The sequence below is a fragment of the Arthrobacter sp. D1-29 genome, from assembly GCF_054130585.1.
The window spans coordinates 5,068,324-5,086,124 of the sequence record NZ_CP096383.1 but is presented as its reverse complement, the minus strand read 5'-3'; the positions used below and the strand labels follow the sequence as shown (position 1 = coordinate 5,086,124).

The following is a 17,801-nucleotide window of genomic DNA, read 5'->3' as shown; positions in this document are numbered from 1 at the left end:
GATGAGCGGCCCCGGAACAAAAAGCCGGAGGCCGCTCATCCACGCCCACGGACAACCGCAGCCAACATATCAGAGGGACACTTTGTAGGTGTGGTGTGAGTACTCAGCCGGGAAGTTGTCGGTGAATTGGCCGCCCACCACGTTCAGCGTCCGGTTTTCACCAACCACTTCAACAATGGAGGACGTAACACCTGCCGGCAGGGTGAAGGTTTTTTGGCCCGGCGAGTGTGTGAGTCCAATGCCGGCGAAGATGTATGCGGAGCCCTGGAATTCCTTGAGCATTGTGTCCGTTGTGGTGTTGAAGTTGTATTGGTAAGACTGGGTGTTCAGTACCGGTGCCAGCGCCTGTATACGGGCATTGATGGCGCGGATCCCATTAAGTCGGTCGGTATCGCAGTCCACCAGGGAGTAGAAGCCGCAGGTGCTGCCGTTGTTGTGCTGGAAATAAGCCAGTCCTCGTGCCTCATGGATGATGGCTGACCAGGCGGCGCCTTCCATTTGCTCCAGGGAAATGGTGAGGGAACCGTCTTCGAGGAGGAGAGGCCGTGCCGACTCGATAAATATCCAGTTGGGATGGACGCCGGCCGGATCCTGATAAGACCGCATCCGGTCCACCAGCCAGCCGTAGGCGCCTGAGGAAGCAGGTTCAACGCCACTTGGCCAATGCGGCGAATGAGCTAACTGATCATCAACGAAAGGACTCGTGTAGGCATACTTGTCCACACTGGCTACATCCACTGTTTTCATCAGCTCGGCCATTGAACCCTGAGCCCAGTACGTGTCCAGGACGCCATTGGAGTAGTTGGCCATGGTGAAGCGGTTGTCATTGAGCCCACGTATCCTGGCGACCTTCTGTTGCTGATCTATCAGGTTGGCGGCGGCGTCCAAGCCCGAGCAGCCCAGACCGATGTCACATTCGTCGGACACGAACCAACCGACGGCGCGTGCATCGTCGCCGACTTCCGCCGTTGACCATTCGTCCTGGGGCAGGACAAAGAGGCCCTTGCCAGTAACGGCTGATAGCGGCGAGCCGTCATGCTCAGCCCCCATGTAGGTGTTGATACCGAGCGCCTTCAACTGCTGAGCGTGCTCGGGTTTACCCATAAATACAGAGATCGGAAAGAACGAGGGATCGTTCCAACCGGCGGCAGCGGCCTTGGGGAACCTATCCCAGTAGGCTGGACCACCTTCCCAGGGGATCCTCGGCAGGTCGCCGATCCGTGATGCCGAACTGCCGGCCGGGCCCGCCGAACCCACATCAACCGCATCGCATGCACTCAGCGCAGCAGACAGTATCAGCCCTATGACGGTTGTCAGGGCAAAGACGTGGACGTCAGACCGCTTGCGGACGGCAACGCGGTGGGCTTTTGCGGACATATGAACTCCTCGCGGGCAATGTGGGGGTGAATGGATTAGACGGAAAATTGTCCTGCTCACTGGTCGGCACATCCGGGTACGGTCCGGTCTTGTTTCCGTTACCGGATTGATTCCGTATTCTCGGCCATCCCTGCCCTGGCCAGCTGTGCAAGCATCTCCGCGCTCCGGCGGTATCCGAACAGGGCGCTGACACGCTTGCGCCCGGCTTCACCCAGGTCTGCGCACAACAAAGGATCAGACATCAATTGAATTAGCCCGTCCATCAGGGCTCCCGGATCACCTGGCCTGACGAGGATCCCGGTCCGACCTGCCAGCACCAGCTCGGAAACCCCACCGGCATCTGTAGCCACTACTGGAACGCCCATGCACATTGCTTCCATGATCGCTACGCCAAGCGGCTCAGCGTGGCTGGCCAAGGTGAAAACGTGCGCAAGGCTCAATTCCTCTCTGATCACACTGCCCGGCACGGAACCGAGGAGCCGCACGCGGTCACGGAGGCCCATCTGGCCAATCAGGCCCTCCAGTTCCCGGCGATATCCCCTGCCGCCGGCCTCATCCTCACCGGCGATGGTCAGTTGGACGTCGGCACCGGTTTCAACCATCCTCCTTACCGCGGCCACGAGAACGTCGTGGCCTTTGCTTGGATTCAGGCGGCCACAGGAGAAGATCCGGAACGCGCTGGGAGGGGTCCACGGAACGTAAGGCTGGCTCCTGCTGAATTCGTTCGCATCCACGCCCATCGGAACCACCTTGACGGTCGCCGGCAGGGCCGCTCCCAGGGACTGTCGGATCTGGCTGTGCAGTTCATTGGTGATGACGAACGCAAAGGCGGCGTTGGACCACTTGTACTCCTGGTTGCCGCCATAGTCACTAAGCGGCCCATGCAGTGTCAGGCTGTAAGGCAGGCCGGAGAGGAGCCGGGCGTACAGGGCAATGTAGGCCGCGTTGCCGCACGAGTGCACGTGCACATGCTGCCAGCCCAGTTCCCGTGCCAGGCCAGACAACCTCGCGCCGAGGGCCAGCCACACGAGCTGGGCGGCGAACTGGCGAGGTCGGGCGGGATGGCGGGGCGAGTCGTTTCCGGCCTTTGACATGTCGGCGGCGCGACGGAGGACGGCTGCCAGCCTGCCGCGCTTCAGAGTCCGCAGTTCCCGCGCGACGGAAAGAAACGCCGGCACGGAGGCCGATGCCAGGTAGATGGTACTCGATTCGGCGTTTTCCGCCCACCCGTTCCTGGACGCATTCGCGCCGGGATGCCGGGTTGAAACGACCATCGGTGTGACGCCGAGCTGCCTCAGGACCCCCAGTTCACGCCAGAAGAAACCGTGCGTCTGGCCAGGAAACTCAGGAACAAGATATCCCATCCGCAGCAGATCAGGCACTGTCCTAACTGTCATTGCTTGACTCCGGATAGGTGATGCCCTGGCAGGGCGTCCAGCGTTTTGGGTTCATCCAAGCCCAGATCGATTTGGGCTTGACCGGTCAGCGCCATCGACCCGCGTGTGGGGGGAGGCTCTTGGACTGTGCTGCTGTCGGGAGCACTCTTGCGGCGTTTTCTTCTGCCACCTGCATCGTCGGATAACAGCAGGCGCCGCTCCCTGGCCGCCGCCATCGATCGCGCCACTGAGACTGAACCAAACATCGTCACCACTCCGCAGAGGAACACAACGATCAGGGCGCGAAGCCGGCTGGAGAACTGTTCCTTGGCTTTGTCAGGGGTAGCGACCACGAGAGCGGAAAACAGGTAGAGGTCATCTGCTCCGTTGACCTTCTGAGCCTCACGCAGGTATTCCTGCAGCAGCTGACCCAGAGCCTGCGTCGTGGCTATGGACTTCTCCGGCGTTTCCCCTTCTCCGGTGATGTCCACCAGGAAGCCATTCAAACCGCCCACGCCGCGGCTGACCGTGTACTGGTCGCTGAGGCCCTGTTCGACGAGCAGATCGGCCGTGGACCGGTCATTGAGCCTGGTCAATAGAACCTGGACGATCAATGATGGATCTGAGGAACGGAGGTACGGATTCTTGTTGTTCAGGTCCTTCAGCTCCGGGTGCTTGATGATGTCCAGTTCCGAGGGGATGTCTGGGTTGATCATCGCGAAGGTCGACGATGACTCGTAGGACCGGGGTGCAAACTCGAAGATGTACAGGGCGGCCAGTGCTGTCAGCACCAGGATCGGAATCGAAACGATTCGATGCTGCCAAATGGTCCTCACGACGGCTATCGGGTCCATGGGCTTTCTCCTCTCAGGGGCTGACCCGATCCCGTGCTCGGAACAGGTCTGGAAAAATCAAACTCAATCTGTGAATCCGTATCCTTCTCGCGCTTTACCATCACCCAGACCGCACCGCCCAGTCCGACTAGAACTGGATAGATCAGCGCAAAAACCGGGAAGGACATGGAGTCAAAAGTCAGGGAACACACGGACGCCACCAAGGCTCCGGCGCCTACAGCGCCGGTGAAGGACTTGAGCTGCGGATCGCGGGTGGCGAGAGCGGCCATGATGGAGCTCACGCCCGGCAGCACCAAGTAGATGATGATGGCCACCAGCCCGACAATGCCCTGCGTGACGACTGCGTTCAGGTACTGATTGTCGAGAATATGCACCGCTGTGTCCGCGAGGTAGTTTCCGGGGCCGAGCCCTAGCCATGGACGTTCGGAAACCATCGCCTCCACACGAGGGAAGTTGTTGGTACGCGTAGTAATCGACGGATCGGAGCCCGATGTGGTGACAGTGCCTGTAAGCGTGCTGACCAGTCCCGGCACTCCCAGGAACAGACCTGCCAGCGCGACCGGGGCGGCTAACAGGGCCCACAGCCGGGGAATGCGGGGAAGGAAGGGGATGAAGACCACCATCGCGGTAATTATCCCCAGAATCCCGGAGCGGGACACCGTGGACGCGATAGCGAAAATTAGGAGGGCCGGACCGAGTAACCGACGCATCAGGTGCCCGCGCCGGTCGTAAATCACACGCCAGATGGATAGTGGCAGGAGCATTGCGGATACCACACCCAATTCGATGGAGTGGAACGTGCTGCCGGCAACGCGAAGAAGCGCGCCGCGGGATTGAAACGGGGTGTCACCACCGTTGTAGTCAAAACCGGGCATCGCAACGCGGAACCATTCCATCGGATTCAATTGGAAGGCGAATTGCACCACTGCCACCAGGCAACAAAAGCTGGCACCGGCCAGCAGCGCGCGAAGAAACACCATGGCATCGTCCATTGTCCGCACTACCTCACCCAGGACTATGACAACACCGGCACTAGCCAGCAGCAGAAGCATCCACCGGTCCGCGGATGCCCGCGCAACGTCTGTACTTCCCCCGGTGATCCCCGCATACAGGGCTACATACGAAGCACTAGTGGCCAGGAAAAGGACACCCACCGCCAGGCGTCCGGGATGCCTGACACTCAGCGGATCATGCAGGCCGAAAAGGATACTGCAGACCCACAGCCCGAATACGATCAGGGCCAGGATCATCGGGGCTGTTCCGGCAGCCCCGATGGGCTTGAACACCATCGAAGACGGGAAAAAGAAGATGCAAAAGGCCGTTGCCCGAATGATCAGAGGAACCCCCGGGCGGCTTTGGACAACAACGGGGGCGGTTGAACGTCCTCCGCCGGCCCTCCCGGCCCTTCCCGTCTCCATCCCGATCCTGTTCATTGTCACGGCCTCAGGATTTGGGCGTCAGCCTTGCGCGGGCCCGGAGATGCGCAGGCGCCCTCTATGGTTTCTGACACGGATACTGCTGTGGTGGTCCAGCCGCGACGGGCTGATGCGCTGAGAAGCCGGGCCCGTTCTTCGATATCCGGTGCGCTTACCGCGGTGGACAGGGCCCGAGCCATCGCTGCTGGATTCGGCCTCGTCCAGATCGCGTACGGCGCGAAAAGATCCGCCCGGGCAAAGGGGTGATCGTTCAGGACAGGGACATTTCCCGCCGCCATCAGCTCCTCCGCAACAAGGCTGATATTGGTGAAGGAGAATGTGAGGCTGGCAATGGTCCGGTTGTAAAGGACGTTCAGGTCGCGTGGGCTTAGGGACCCATGGTTTGTCACCGGAATCGGCCACCCGGACACCCGGTCGCCGAAAACATGGATCTCATGTTGCGGGTGGTCTTGGTGGAACTTCTCAAGGGCGAGTTTCGCCAAAAGGTAGCCGCGCCGGTCCACTGAGCGTTTGGCGTAGTAGACGACTCCAGTGCGTGGTGCCGCCGCACCATCCCTACTCAATATTCGGTACTCTGCGTCGTCGCAGCCGAATGGCACCACGGTGGCCGGTTCGATGCCGATTTCCGTCCGCAGCCTGGAAGCAATCATCTCGCCCAACGCGATGTTGGTGAATCCGAACCGGTATGTGTCCTCTGCGAAGGTGTAGAGGGCACCCCGCGGATAGAAGTAGGGCTCGAAGTCCTGGATGAAATAGAACTTGTTGGCCCTTCGTGGGGCTCGCATAGCCACGACGTGCGCCGCACCCCAGGAACTGGCGACGACGGCATCCATACCGTCCATTCCGGTGGTGGCGCTGCGGATATCTGCCTTGAGGTTTTTCCAGTGCCGCCTGATGACTGCCCTATGTCGGGTGACGTCGTCGGAGTTCTTGTCGTAGAGGAACAGTGTGCACTCGTGCCCGCGCTGCTCAGCCATCTCAACCATCCGGAACAGGGTGGTGTGGCCACCCGAACCGCCAGCCGGCGGGGCGCACACCCATCCGATCCGCAGTTTGCCCAACCGAGGTGCACCCGTGATTGTCGGAGGCAGGGCACTGGAGTCGGCGAGGTCTTCGGGCCGCACGGGCAGTTCAGCGGAGACAAGGTCCATGTGCTCGTTCATCTTGTTCACCAGCCGTCGTGCCACAATCGTGGTCACGCCGGCTGTCCCTTGGGTCTGCAGAAGCCGCCAAGGACGGTAGAGGAAACGCTGGATCGAAGTCACAAAGAGCCTCCACTTCTGCTGCGGAGGCGGGAATCCACGTATTCCTGCAGGGCCTTCGCGCGGACCTCGTACGCAATCCCGGACTTGGCGGAAATCATTACCGACTGTACGGTTCCGGTGGCGTTGTTAAGCAGGGCGTTGATTTCGGCGGGGTTCAGTGGCGCCTCGGCGGAGTAAATGACACTGTTCATCGAAGATGTCGTAGCCAGTGCACCACCCAGGACCCCGTCAACGTAGGCGCCGTAGAGCATCATCTCGGAGAAGTGAAGCTGGGATGCGATCGCTGACTGCCATGGAAGCCCCGTGACGTCCTCGACCCGTCGGAGCATGGCCCGAACGGTTCCGGGATCCCATGCGCAGGGCCAGCAAATATAGTCCGTCAGGTCCTCCGGGCCGGGCTGTTCCAAGCCCAGCAGGTAGTGTGCCGACTCCAGCCACTGCCGGTGCCTGGGCAGCCCGGAATGGACAGCCCCGGGCTTTCTGTAGAGTGCCAGCGTGCCGTTCTGCTGAAATGACTTCAATCCGGTCGTCGAGACGAAGACCATGTCCGAATCGACCAGCAGCGTGGCTTCCGCATCCAGGTTTGCTGCGGCGGAGAGCTTAATCAGCTGCTGCGTGATCCAGCCACGGACAGGCAGCCAGGGGCGCTGGCTGTTGATCCACAACTTCAGCAGCGGCAGCCTCCTGATCGTGGATGAGAGGAACTCTCTGTCATCGTGGATGACTGTTCTGTCGTTGGCGAGCATCCGGAAGCGCGCCAGGTCCTGCTTGGGCACGATGATGTGGTGCTGTACGTCCGGAGGCGTCCATTGCAGGACAGAGCGGTTCAGATCGCGACAGAGTTCGCTGTCGGGGGCGTAGCTTGGCGTAACCACAGCGAGGCCGCGCATTTTAGATTCCATATCTCCTCCACTGGCGCCACCGGATACGCGGGCCAACGTCGCGCTGGATGGACCCGCGCCACGCGGTCACCGCCTTGGCCAGGCTCGGCCCTGAGGCGGTCCCCGAGCGGTAGAGGTAGTCCAGGTACGCGGGCGATGACACTGCCTCCGGATAGATTTCGAGGGCAAAGGAAATGGCCTCGTCTATTTCAGGGGCGGGAACGTTGCCCGCCGTGCATGATGTCGCTGACCATTCGAGTGCCTCCATGGCCATCCGGCGTTTCACGACGCGCCCCAGCTGTTGGGTTCTAGCGTCATCGAGTGCAGTGCGGGCGAAGAATGAGTCGTAGGCCTTGACGCGTTCTTGCAGGTCCGCCTGCAGGGTGCCGTATCCGGTGGACATCATGCTGGCAGGATGCACACGGCGGTAGGCCTGGTCGAGTCCATTGATCCGTCCTACGCCTGCTACGTCTGCGATCCGGAGCCACATTTCGAGATCACCCGAATGCGGCAGCTCCGGCCTGTAGTAGCCCACGCGGTGCTGAACTGCTGTCCGGACCACCGCCTCCGGGCTGCTGATGATGCTGATTCCCCGCCTGCACTGGGCGGCGATCCAGCGGTCACCATGCCAGACTGACCAGTTCCGAAGCCGGCCCGTCTCGGGTTCAGGCTCCGTTTCAAATGCTTGCGGATGGCCGTAAACCAATCCAACGGAAGGAAAGGCATCCATCAGTGCGGTAGCGCGTGCCAGCGCGCCGGGTGCGAGCATGTCGTCAGCGGACAGTAGCACTACGTAGTCGGAATCGGCGACCATGAGACCCTCGTTGTAGGTTGCGATGTGTCCGCGGTTGCTGGCATGTAGAGTCAACTGGACCCGCCGGTCCCGCTCAGCGATCGCTTCCGCAACCTTGTCACTCCCATCAGTTGAAGCGTCGTCGAGGATGTGGATCCGGACTGAAACGCCTTCTTGGGACAGCAGGCTCAGTACGCAAGCCTGGAGGTAGCGGCCGTAGTTGTAACACGGGACGACGACCAGGACCTCGGGCTGGCGGTCGCCCCCGCCCTGCCGGACGCGCCTAAACATAGCGTTTTCCTTGCGTTCTGATGGCTGCGACGCTCTCGCGCCCGTCACCAAGGCCGAGGCTGTCACATATGCGGCGGGCGACGTGGGCCCAGGACGATGTAGCTGCACTGTCCGCGGCGGCCGCACCGGCCTTGGCGGCTGCGGCCGGATCTGAGTAGGTGAGCATGGCCGCCACCAGGGCGTCGTGGTCGTCGGGCTCGACAACAAGCGCTCCGTCTTTTAGTAGGCTTGCAGCCCCGCCCCTAGTGGTCGCGATGACAGGCAGTCCTGAAGATGCGGCTTCAAGGTAGGCGATTGGTGAGGGATCAAACCGGCTGGGCAGCACAAAGCAGGTAGCCCGCGCGTAAAGGCCATCCAGCCGCTCCTGCGCGGCCACATCCGTACGGGAAAGGAATTTGTGCCCGGTGACACCGGGGACGTTCAGGGCCGGATGGTTTCCGGCAATGTCGAGGGTGGCCTCCGGGTGACGGTGCCGGACTTCCCGGAATGCCTCCAGCACGACGTCACCGTTCTTGCGCTGCCACTCGACACCCACGAAAAGGAACCTGGGTACTGACCAGTCTCTGACGACACCGGGAGCAGCCCGGCGCGGACGGTGCCCCATACCTACAACTGCAACGAGATGTGACGGAATACGGTAATCCGCAACAAACGATTCAGCAGCCCAGCCAGTGCTAACGCAACACACCTGGGCGGCCTGGCTCGACCGCTTCTGCCGGTCAACCCAACGCCTGACGTGTCCTGCTGGAAATCGGGACTGGCTGATGTCGGACATTGGGTCCGCGTACATCTGGAGTAGGGTCCCGTCGTCGTAGGTCGCCGCCGGTAGACCCGGTGGCAGGATACTGGCCAAGTCGTACATTTCGGTGCCCATGGCAACGACGGCGTTCAGGGGCAGTGCTTCGGCGATGCGGCTCTTCAGGGCATTGGTCCTCGCCCACTGCCGGATTTGCATGCGATCGGCGACGGCGCCCCGTCGGCCGGTGGCCCGGGACAGGACTGCCACGGCTTCGTGCAGAACCGGTGGGACCTTGACCCCCAGCGGCACGACGTCGGCTCCAATGGACGTGAATCCAGAGGCAATCCCGTGGGGCGTGCCGGACCAGTTAGCCGCTGCAAGCGGCTCCGGAACCGGGTAGATGATTCCTACTCTCATAGTGAACTCCTCTTTGGACCGCCTGTACGGCCGAAGAAGCGGCTTTTCGCCCGTGGGAGACGGGTGATGAGTTTGGCTGGGACCAGCGAGGATATGTCCCGCCAGTTGAGTGACATGTAGAGGCACAGGCCGATAATGCCTGCGACGATGAGTTTCAGCAGCGGGTCCTCAAGGCCAAGCGTGGCCGCCCACGCGACCAGTGCCGTCAGCGCGGCTGTCCCCGTGGGAAGAGATAGCGCCGCCAGGAGTTCGGGGATCCGGAGTCCGGTGGAGCGCCTCAGGGCAACCACGTAAACCGGTGAAGTGACGGCCACGATGACGATGACATGCGTGAGTGCAGCACCCTCGATGCCGCCCAAGTTGATAGCCGACGGAAGGCCCGGCAGAAGCACCGCCAGGGCGCAGACCTGGACCCCGAGCAGGACACCGGTGCGTCCGGTGGCGATGATGACGTTGGCCAGGAAGAGTCCCACGACCGACACCGCACCATAGATGGCCAGCACGGAAAGCACCCGTGCAGCCGGCAGCCACGCCGTCCCGTAGATCGTTTCCACCAACGCAGCCGAGAACGTGCAAAGGAACGCCGCCAAAGGGAACGCGATGAGAGCAACGGTCCGTACTCCCAACCTGACGGCTCCCGCTACATCCCCGCCGTCGCGGCGGACCGCGGAGATGGCGGGTAGCACGAGCCCGTTCAGCATCGAGCCGATCACTGCCGTGGGCCACATAGCAATACTGAAGGCAAGGAAGTAGATACCAAGTTCGGTGGCGCTCAACATCCGTCCGATGAATAGGTAGTCGGCGTTCAGCAGCACTTGGCTTAGGAGGTTCGCCCCCGCCAGTGGCAGCCCGAAGGCGAGGAGCGGTCTGAGCACGCTAAGGTCCAGCCGGGGCATCAATGGCCTGCCGGTTGCCGCCAGGATGATCGCGCCCATTACCACCTGGCCCACAATCCGTGACCAAGCGAAGGACTCGGGACCGCTGCCTTGCAGGGCAAGGAGCAGCAAAGTGGCGCTGCCGGGCACGAAGGCGATGGCGGAGGCCCAGAAGATCACATGCTGACGGAAATCCCGCTGAAGAAGGGCTCCGGGTACGGCAAACGGGCCGATGAGCGCCACTCCGATGGCCATGATCTTCATGGACGGTCCAGCTTCTGCCGTGCCAAGTACCTCAGCGATGCTGTCAGCGAAGATGAACATTGGTGCAGCCATAGCGAGGCTGCTGACGATTGAAATCAAGCCTACGGTAGGGGCAATGCGGCCGAGGTCCAAGTCGGATCGTGCAATAGCAGAGGCCGCTCCGAGCTCCGCGACACTCACGATCACCGCATGAACCGTTACCGCGAGCGTAAAGATCCCCAGTTCCCTTGGTGACACGATTCTGGCCACGACTGCCATAAGTGCGATGTTGCCCAGGCGTAGCAGCACTGTGCTGCCTGCTGTCCACAGGGCCCCGCGTCTTACCGCTGAACCCAAAGCGGCGTTGGAATTAGCAGCCTTTTTGTGCTGGCGGGGCAGGGCCTCCTGCGTCGTCACCCGGACCTTGGACTCATCGGTCATTTCTAGGCACCGTCCACCGCTGCCGGCGTCCTCCGCAGCGCCTCCACCACGCGCACCTGTTGTTCCGGCGTTATGTGCGGAAAGAGCGGGAGTGAGAGGATCCTCGCCGCGGCCGCTTCGGCAACCGGGAACGAGCCCCTGCCCAGGCCAAGATCGGCATAGGCTCCGCTGAGGTGTACCGGGACCGGATAGTGGACTCCGGCCTCGATGCCTGCAGCGTGCAGAGCCTGCAAAACCGCATCCCGTTCGGCCACCCGCACCACGTAGAGGTGCCACACGTCCCTGTTGCCAGGTGCTTCACGGGGGAGTTCAAGCCCAGGGATATCAGCCAGAAGCTCGGAGTAGCGGGCGGCTGCTGCGCGACGCATCGCGTTCCAGGTCTGCAGTTTGGCCAGTTTGGCACTGAGCACCACGGCCTGGATGGCGTCCAGCCGGGAGTTGAACCCCACGGCGTCGTGCACGTACTTCTGTGAGCTGCCGTGAGCGCTAAGCAGGCGTACCCTGTCGGCAATGCCGGCGTCGTCCGTCAGAACGGCCCCTGCATCCCCGGCAGCTCCGAGATTCTTGCCTGGGTAGAAGCTTGTCCCGGCTGCCAAACCCAGCGTTCCCGCAGAACGGCCAAACCGGCTGGCGCCCTGCGCCTGCGCGGCATCTTCCACGATGACAGCTCCGCAGGCAGCAGCAATCGGGATGAGGCGTTCCACAAAGGCCGTCTGCCCAAACAGGTGCACGGGGACGATTGCCTGGGTCCGGGACGTCACGGCGGCCGCGACGGCCTCTGGATCGATCAGCAGGTACTCAGGATCGACGTCGACCGGAACAGGCACTGCGCCAATGCGGCTCACCGCTTCAGCGGTGGCAATAAAAGTATTGGCCGGAAGAATGACTTCGCCACCCGAAACAACACCAGATGCCCTCAGTGCCAGTTCCAGCGCATCGGTGCCATTTGCCGCCCCCACACAATGGCGGGCACCGACGAAGCGCGCGTAGGAGGCCTCGAAGCCGGCTACGGCTGGACCGCCAATAAAGGCCGCCCGGGCGAGGACTTCCCGCACCCCGGCCATCACCTCGTCGTTGACCTCTGCCTGCTGGGCAGCGAGATCAACCAGCGGCACTGGTGCTCCAGGCAACACAAACAGAGCCGGGGCCTCAGCAGTGCCGGCGTCCGCCCAGACGGGCATCCCCGCACTCATCGTGCGCTCCCAAAGCTGAAGGTTCCGTTGTCCATTTCGTGGGCCGGTACCCCCACCCAGGTTTGGCCATCCGGGACGTTGCTCAGGACGGCGGCACCCATGCCCACTGTGGCGTACGCTCCCACAGATGTCCTCTCGCGGACGCTGGAATTCATCCCGAGGTAGGCAGCCCTGCCGATCCGGACTCCGCCGCCCAGCGAGACACCGGCGGCAAACGTGGCGAAGTCAGCCACGTCGTCGTCGTGCGTGAACGTCACTGACGGCATTGCAACTACGTGCCGTCCCAGGGTGACGGACGCGGTCAGCGTGACGTTCCGCAGCAGGATGCTGCCCCTGCCGATCCGGCAGCCTTCGGGGCACTGCACGCTGGGGTCGATCGCCGTACCGTAGCGGGCCTCATGCAGGCCCATCGCGGTGAGCCGGTCCACCACCGCCTCACGCGCCTTGCCGGATCCCAGGCAGACCAGCACAAAGGCGTGGGTGTACTTGGGGGCGTCATCGATGGTCCCCAGGACGGGCGCGCCGTCGACGGTGACGCCCGCCATCTCCTTGTCGTCGTCGAGCAGTCCCACGACGTCGTACTGGCCGCTGCTGCGCACCATTGCCAGGACTTCGCGGGCAAGTCCGCTCGCCGCGATCAGGATCAGTTCGCTCACGTTCCCACCTCGCCGGCCGCGGCACGGATGCAGGCAATGACCCGGTCCAGCCCCGATGCATCCAGTTCGTGGAAGACCGGGAGGATCAGGGTCCTGTCGGTGAGCCGCTCCGTGTTCTGCAGCGCGGCGTTACCGGTGTCGCGCCAGCGGTAAGCCGGCTGCCGGTGGGCCGCCATGATCCCGCGGCGGGCTGAGATGCCGGCATCGGCCAGCCGGGCCAGCAGCCCTTCACGGTCAACCGGGAAGGCCGGCAGGACCTCGAGCCAGAAAGACTGGAAGTTGGTGGCACCGTATGGCGGGTCGGCAACAAACCGAAGGCCTTTCAAGCCTGAGAGACGGGCGACATACTGGTCTGCGATCTCCCGCCGCCGTTCCACTATCTGATGGAGCCGGCCCAGCTGCACAATCCCGACGGCGGCCTGCAGGTCAGTCATCCGGTAGTTGAAGCCAATCTCCAGATACACCTCCGGCGGGGCCAGCAAGGACCCGTGGCGGTCGGTGGCGGAAACGCTCATGGAGTGCTCCCGCAATGTCCTGGCCCGGGCCGCCCAATCAGCGCGGTGGGTGGTCAGCATCCCGCCCTCGCCGGTGGTAAGGATCTTGCGCGGATGGAACGACCACACCGCCACATCCGCCCCGGTCCCCACCGGCCTGCCTTTATAGGTGGACCCGACGGCGCATGCCGCGTCCTCGATGACGGTGAGTTCGTGCCGGTTGCACAGCTCCCGGATGGGGTCCAGATCAACGGGTACGCCGCCTTGGTCCACCACGATGACCGCCCGCGTATCCAGGGTCAATGCCGCGTGGATCGTCTCTGCGGTCACATTGCCGGTGGCCGGGTCGACGTCGCAGAACACGGGCCGGGCCCCCACATACGCCACGGCGTTCGCTGTGGCAATGAAGGACAGCGACGGCACCACCACGTCGTCTCCGGGCCCGACGCCGGCCACCACCAGCCCCAGGTGCAGCGCGGAGGTGCAGCTGGAGGTCGCGACGGCGTGACGCACCTGCTGCGCGCGGCTGAAGTCCGCTTCAAACTCCTTGACTTTGGGTCCCTGGGCAACCCAGCCGGAGGCAACAACCTCCGCCAAAGCACGGGCCTCCTCGTCGCCGAGCCAGGGCTTCATGACGTTGATCCGGGCAAGGACTGTTTCCGCAGTCATCGGGCACCAACTTTCCTGGTTGCGGCGATCTCGTCCCGCAATGGCTCCCACCAGCTGACGAGTTCGCGGAGCCCTTCCTCGAGCCCCACTTCGGTTTCGAATCCCAGATCGCGCCGGGCTGCGGTGGTGTCGGCGAGCCGCCGGACCACACTGTTCACCAGACGCGCCGGGCCGTGCTCCACGGCCAGCTCAGAGCCCATGGCCCGGAGCAGCGTGCGTGCCATGTCCAGCAGGCTTGTTTCGGTTCCGCTGGCGATGTTGTAGATGCCATGGCTGACGTCGCTGCCGGCCGCCAGGACGTTGGCCCTGGCCACGTCGGCGGTATACACAAAGTCCATGGTCTGCAGCCCATCGCCAAAGATCAGGGGCGGTTCGCCGTCCGCGATCCTCTCCATCCACCGGACCAGTACCTCGGTGTACAGGCCATGGACGTCCATCCGGGGTCCATAAACGTTGAAGTAGCGGAGCATCACGTAGTCCAGCCCGGTCATGGCGTGGAAGCTGCGGGCCATCCCCTCATTGAAGGACTTGGCGGCTCCGTAGAACGTGTCATTGTTGGCGTGATGGTGGCGCTCAGGCGTGGGAAACTCTTCCGCCATGCCGTACACCGAGGCGCTTGAGGCCGCTATCACCTTGTCAACCTGGTGTTCGGCGGCAGCTTCCAAAACGTTGAAGGTTCCGTTAACCAGGACCTCCAGGGCAAGCCGGGGTTCCTCGGCGCATTGGGTAATTCTGATGGCCGCCTGATGGAAGACGAGGTCTTTGCCCCTGGTCAGGTCGTGCACCAGGTCCCGGTTGCAGATATTTCCCTGGACCAGAGCCACCTGCCCTGTGGCCAGCGCCCCGGCGAGATTGGTCAGCCTGCCCCGGACCATGTTGTCCAGTACGTCAATGCGGTTCACGCCTGCTTCCAGCAGGGCGTCCACCAAGGTCGACCCCACGGTCCCGGCTCCACCGGTCACCAGGACGTTGGCCCCCTGAAGCTCGCTCACCGCACACGCTCCAGCTGAACAGCGGAATCTACAGTTTCGGAACCTGCAGCCCCAACCCCGGCCACTGAAGAGGCCCGGCCATCCAGGCTCAGGCTGCGGGTCACCGCTTCCAGCACGGAGAGAACCCGGAGGCCGGATGCTCCGCCGGTGCGGGCTTCACGCCTGTTGTGGATGCAGTAGGCCAGCTCTTCCACCACCTGGCTCAGGGCCTCCCGTTCCGGCAGGGCCGGGGACCAGGTGTCACCCAGCCGGTAGGAGATCGCGGAGGTTTTCTTCTCGCCAGGTGATTTGGGCTGCCGGTCCAGGCTGACTCCCCGGTCGTAGACACTGAGCCGCTGCTGCGGGTTGAGATCGTCCCACACCAGCGTCCGCAGCGAACCCCCGATCACCATCTGCCGGATCTTGGTGGGGCTCAGCCAGTTCACGTGCACGTGGGCAGTGGCGTCATTGGGCAGCCTGAAATTCAGGTGTCCCACACAGTCACGGCCCGTACCCAAGGGATCTGCTCCGAATGCTGACACCTCAGCCGGGTTCAGCCCACCGGGAAGGATGAAGTCCAGGATGGCCAGGTCGTGGGGCGCCAGGTCCCAGAACACATCCACATCGGGCTGCACCAGCCCCAGATTGATCCGTACGGAATCCACAAAGAGGATCTCGCCCAGTGAGCCGGCCTGCACCAGTTCCTGCATCTTCAGCACCGCCGGGGTATAGCAATAGGTGTGGTCTGCCATCAGGACCAGCCCGTTCGCCTCGGCCTCGGCCACCATCTCCAGCCCGTGCGCCCGGCTGTCTGCCAGCGGCTTCTCCACCAGGACGTGCTTCCCGGCGCGCAGCGCGGTCATGACCGTCCCGTGGTGGGTGCGGGCCGGCGTCGCGATGGCCACTGCGTCCACGTCAAAGGTGTCCAGCAGTTCATCAAGGGACTCGACGACGGGAATCTCACCCAGCGTGGCAGCCAGCTTGGCGGCGCGCTCAATGTCCAGATCACAGATGGCCACCAGGTCCCACTCGGGGCTTGCCTGCAGGTTCCGGGCCAGGTTCGGACCCCAGTACCCGGCCCCGACGACGGCGATCCTGAGTTTCCGTGTCGGTTGCCGGTGCGTGGGGGTGTGGAACGGATTGGCGAAGTTTTTCATGTCACTTTTCTTTCCCTGCGTGCGGTTCTTAGTAGGCGCCGGAAGGCCGGATGACTGCGCGGAAGGTCCGCCAGAGAATCAGGAGATCTCCGGCGATGGACCAGTTTTCGACGTAATAGAGGTCCAGGCGTACGGCCTCGTCCCAGGAAAGGTCCGAGCGGCCGTTGATCTGCCAGAGCCCCGTGATTCCCGGTTTGATCAGCAGGCGCCGGTGTGTGTGCCGTTCGTAGCCGTCCACTTCCCGGTTTAGAGGGGGACGCGGGCCCACAAGGCTCATGTTGCCGAGCACCACGTTCCACAGCTGCGGAAGTTCGTCCAGTGAGTACTTCCGCATCCAGCGTCCGCAGCGGGTGACCCGGGGATCATCCCGCAGCTTGAACAGAACGCCGGCTCCTTCATTGCTGCCGTTCAGGGCCGCAAGACGGGCTTCGGCATCCACCACCATGGACCGGAACTTGAACATCGCGAACACGTTGCCGCCCTTTCCAACCCGGTCCTGGCGGAAAAACACCGGGCCCGGGCTGTCCATCCGGACGATGATTGCCAAAGCCACGAGCAGGGGGGACAGTGCCAGGAGCGCCGCCAGCGCCATCGCAACATCCATGACGCGCTTGAGCACATGCTTCGCCCCGGAGTACTGCGGTATGTCCACGTGCATGAGGGGAAGGCCCTCCACCGGACGCCAATGGATCCGCGGACCGGCCACGTTGGTGAGTGTAGCCGCCAGGACCATTTCGGCGGCGCATTCCTCCAGCTTCCAGCCAAGCTCACGGATGAACCTGTTGCCGCCAGGGAGCGGGCCGGCAACAATTACGGCGTCGGCCTCTGCCAGGCGCGCGGTCCGTGCAATGTCGTCAGTGGAGGACAGGACCGGTACCTGTTCCCTGTCCACCCGGAGACTTGCCCCCCTGCGTGCACCTGGAAGGCAGACCCCAAGAATCTTGTAGACCGCACTGGATTTCCTGGCGACCTGTTGGACCACGTACCGGACATCCTCCGGCTCCCCCACCACGATTGCCCTCGAGAGGTGGTGTCCGCGGGCCTTTTCCTTGGTAAGCCAGCGCCTGAAGGCCCAGCGGTTTCCTGTCAGGGCCACCAGGCCCAGTGGCAGGGAGACGGTAACAAAGGCGGTGGCGGGGACTGAAAACACGACGGCGATGATCGCCATCAGCCCGAAGATCCGCAGGCTTGCGGAGGCAACGCGCTTGTATTCATCGGCGCCAACGCCCAGGACCTTTGAGTCACGGGTCCGGTAGAGCTCCAGGGCTGCGAGCCACAGGACGGTTACTACTGCTGCGGTGGCGAGAGTTCTGTTGCCGTTGCCTGTGCCGGCTGAAGCTCCGCCCCCGGACAGCAGGTAGCCGGCGTAGACGGCGCCCGCCACCAGGAGCGAGTCCGCGGTGCGAAGAAGTCCAATGAGTGTGCCGATCCAGGCACTGGCCGCCTTACGGCCTTGCCCGGCCTGGGGGAAGGCCGCCGCCGGCGGCAGCAGGTCCCGGGTTCCAACGGGTACTGCTGCCGCCAACGGCGCGGTTGCCTGCCGTTGTGCAGCAACGGTGGCAACGGGCCAGCTAAAGGCGCCATGCCGGGTGCGGGCAACTGGTATCTCTGCCATGGTGACCCCTTTCCCGGCGACTGACGCTTTTTGTCCTCTGGCCGTGCTGCAAAATTAG

Annotated in this window: 15 protein-coding genes; all 15 read right to left on the bottom strand. The window is 63.1% G+C overall.

Features of this window, described 5'->3' with window-relative positions:
* Positions 1 to 69 precede the first annotated feature (69 nt).
* The 15 genes from M1E17_RS23150 to M1E17_RS23080 all read right to left on the bottom strand — a co-directional run bounded on the left by M1E17_RS23150 (position 70) and on the right by M1E17_RS23080 (position 17,743).
* On the bottom strand, positions 70 to 1,377 hold the full coding sequence (locus M1E17_RS23150; RefSeq protein WP_457964487.1) for a hypothetical protein: 1,308 nt from the start codon (positions 1,375 to 1,377) through the stop codon (positions 70 to 72).
* Positions 1,378 to 1,475: 98 nt separating this feature from the next.
* Positions 1,476 to 2,774, bottom strand: coding sequence for an exopolysaccharide biosynthesis GT4 family glycosyltransferase EpsE (epsE, locus tag M1E17_RS23145; protein WP_457964485.1), 1,299 nt, complete (start codon positions 2,772 to 2,774; stop codon positions 1,476 to 1,478).
* On the bottom strand, positions 2,771 to 3,607 hold the full coding sequence (locus tag M1E17_RS23140) for a chain-length determining protein (protein ID WP_457964483.1): 837 nt from the start codon (positions 3,605 to 3,607) through the stop codon (positions 2,771 to 2,773). Before M1E17_RS23140 ends, epsE begins: the two co-directional genes overlap by 4 nt.
* Positions 3,595 to 5,040 carry an O-antigen ligase family protein gene (locus M1E17_RS23135; RefSeq protein WP_457967903.1) on the bottom strand — a complete coding sequence of 482 codons (1,446 nt, stop codon included), beginning with the start codon at positions 5,038 to 5,040 and terminating at the stop codon, positions 3,595 to 3,597. The genes M1E17_RS23140 and M1E17_RS23135 overlap by 13 nt, the downstream gene beginning before the upstream one ends.
* Positions 5,041 to 5,042: 2 nt before the next feature.
* Entirely contained in the window at positions 5,043 to 6,308 is a 1,266-nt protein-coding gene (locus tag M1E17_RS23130) for a glycosyltransferase family 1 protein (protein ID WP_457964481.1), read from the bottom strand.
* Positions 6,305 to 7,198 carry a DUF6492 family protein gene (locus M1E17_RS23125; protein ID WP_457964479.1) on the bottom strand — a complete coding sequence of 298 codons (894 nt, stop codon included), beginning with the start codon at positions 7,196 to 7,198 and terminating at the stop codon, positions 6,305 to 6,307. The genes M1E17_RS23130 and M1E17_RS23125 overlap by 4 nt, the downstream gene beginning before the upstream one ends.
* Before the next feature lies 1 nt (position 7,199).
* The gene (locus M1E17_RS23120) at positions 7,200 to 8,273 is read right to left on the bottom strand and encodes a glycosyltransferase family 2 protein (protein WP_457964477.1); all 1,074 of its coding nucleotides are present in this window, start codon (positions 8,271 to 8,273) and stop codon (positions 7,200 to 7,202) included.
* A complete protein-coding gene (locus M1E17_RS23115; RefSeq protein ID WP_457964476.1) occupies positions 8,266 to 9,429 on the bottom strand; it encodes a glycosyltransferase family 4 protein in 1,164 nt (387 codons plus the stop codon). Before M1E17_RS23115 ends, M1E17_RS23120 begins: the two co-directional genes overlap by 8 nt.
* The gene (locus M1E17_RS23110; protein WP_457964474.1) at positions 9,426 to 10,988 is read right to left on the bottom strand and encodes an oligosaccharide flippase family protein; all 1,563 of its coding nucleotides are present in this window, start codon (positions 10,986 to 10,988) and stop codon (positions 9,426 to 9,428) included. Before M1E17_RS23110 ends, M1E17_RS23115 begins: the two co-directional genes overlap by 4 nt.
* Positions 10,989 to 10,990: 2 nt before the next feature.
* Entirely contained in the window at positions 10,991 to 12,181 is a 1,191-nt protein-coding gene (locus M1E17_RS23105) for a DegT/DnrJ/EryC1/StrS family aminotransferase (protein ID WP_457964472.1), read from the bottom strand.
* Positions 12,178 to 12,837: an acetyltransferase gene (locus tag M1E17_RS23100; protein ID WP_457964470.1), complete on the bottom strand. Its 660-nt coding sequence runs from the start codon at positions 12,835 to 12,837 to the stop codon at positions 12,178 to 12,180. Before M1E17_RS23100 ends, M1E17_RS23105 begins: the two co-directional genes overlap by 4 nt.
* Positions 12,834 to 14,000, bottom strand: coding sequence for a DegT/DnrJ/EryC1/StrS family aminotransferase (locus M1E17_RS23095; protein ID WP_457964468.1), 1,167 nt, complete (start codon positions 13,998 to 14,000; stop codon positions 12,834 to 12,836). Before M1E17_RS23095 ends, M1E17_RS23100 begins: the two co-directional genes overlap by 4 nt.
* A complete protein-coding gene (locus tag M1E17_RS23090; RefSeq protein WP_457964466.1) occupies positions 13,997 to 14,992 on the bottom strand; it encodes an NAD-dependent epimerase/dehydratase family protein in 996 nt (331 codons plus the stop codon). Before M1E17_RS23090 ends, M1E17_RS23095 begins: the two co-directional genes overlap by 4 nt.
* Positions 14,989 to 16,128 carry a Gfo/Idh/MocA family protein gene (locus tag M1E17_RS23085; protein ID WP_457964464.1) on the bottom strand — a complete coding sequence of 380 codons (1,140 nt, stop codon included), beginning with the start codon at positions 16,126 to 16,128 and terminating at the stop codon, positions 14,989 to 14,991. The genes M1E17_RS23090 and M1E17_RS23085 overlap by 4 nt, the downstream gene beginning before the upstream one ends.
* A 28-nt stretch (positions 16,129 to 16,156) precedes the next feature.
* Complete coding sequence (locus tag M1E17_RS23080) at positions 16,157 to 17,743, bottom strand: sugar transferase (protein WP_457964462.1); 1,587 nt, start codon at positions 17,741 to 17,743, stop codon at positions 16,157 to 16,159.
* Between the last annotated feature and the right edge of the window lie 58 nt (positions 17,744 to 17,801).

Coding starts and splice junctions, on each gene's coding strand:
- M1E17_RS23125 (WP_457964479.1), bottom strand. CDS start 7,198: ATGCGCGGCCTCGCTGTGGTTACGCCAAGCTACGCCCCCGACAGCGAA.
- M1E17_RS23135 (WP_457967903.1), bottom strand. CDS start 5,040: ATGAACAGGATCGGGATGGAGACGGGAAGGGCCGGGAGGGCCGGCGGA.
- M1E17_RS23080 (WP_457964462.1), bottom strand. CDS start 17,743: ATGGCAGAGATACCAGTTGCCCGCACCCGGCATGGCGCCTTTAGCTGG.
- M1E17_RS23110 (WP_457964474.1), bottom strand. CDS start 10,988: ATGACCGATGAGTCCAAGGTCCGGGTGACGACGCAGGAGGCCCTGCCC.
- epsE (WP_457964485.1), bottom strand. CDS start 2,774: ATGACAGTTAGGACAGTGCCTGATCTGCTGCGGATGGGATATCTTGTT.
- M1E17_RS23095 (WP_457964468.1), bottom strand. CDS start 14,000: ATGACTGCGGAAACAGTCCTTGCCCGGATCAACGTCATGAAGCCCTGG.
- M1E17_RS23115 (WP_457964476.1), bottom strand. CDS start 9,429: ATGAGAGTAGGAATCATCTACCCGGTTCCGGAGCCGCTTGCAGCGGCT.
- M1E17_RS23150 (WP_457964487.1), bottom strand. CDS start 1,377: ATGTCCGCAAAAGCCCACCGCGTTGCCGTCCGCAAGCGGTCTGACGTC.
- M1E17_RS23085 (WP_457964464.1), bottom strand. CDS start 16,128: ATGAAAAACTTCGCCAATCCGTTCCACACCCCCACGCACCGGCAACCG.
- M1E17_RS23105 (WP_457964472.1), bottom strand. CDS start 12,181: ATGAGTGCGGGGATGCCCGTCTGGGCGGACGCCGGCACTGCTGAGGCC.
- M1E17_RS23120 (WP_457964477.1), bottom strand. CDS start 8,273: ATGTTTAGGCGCGTCCGGCAGGGCGGGGGCGACCGCCAGCCCGAGGTC.
- M1E17_RS23140 (WP_457964483.1), bottom strand. CDS start 3,607: ATGGACCCGATAGCCGTCGTGAGGACCATTTGGCAGCATCGAATCGTT.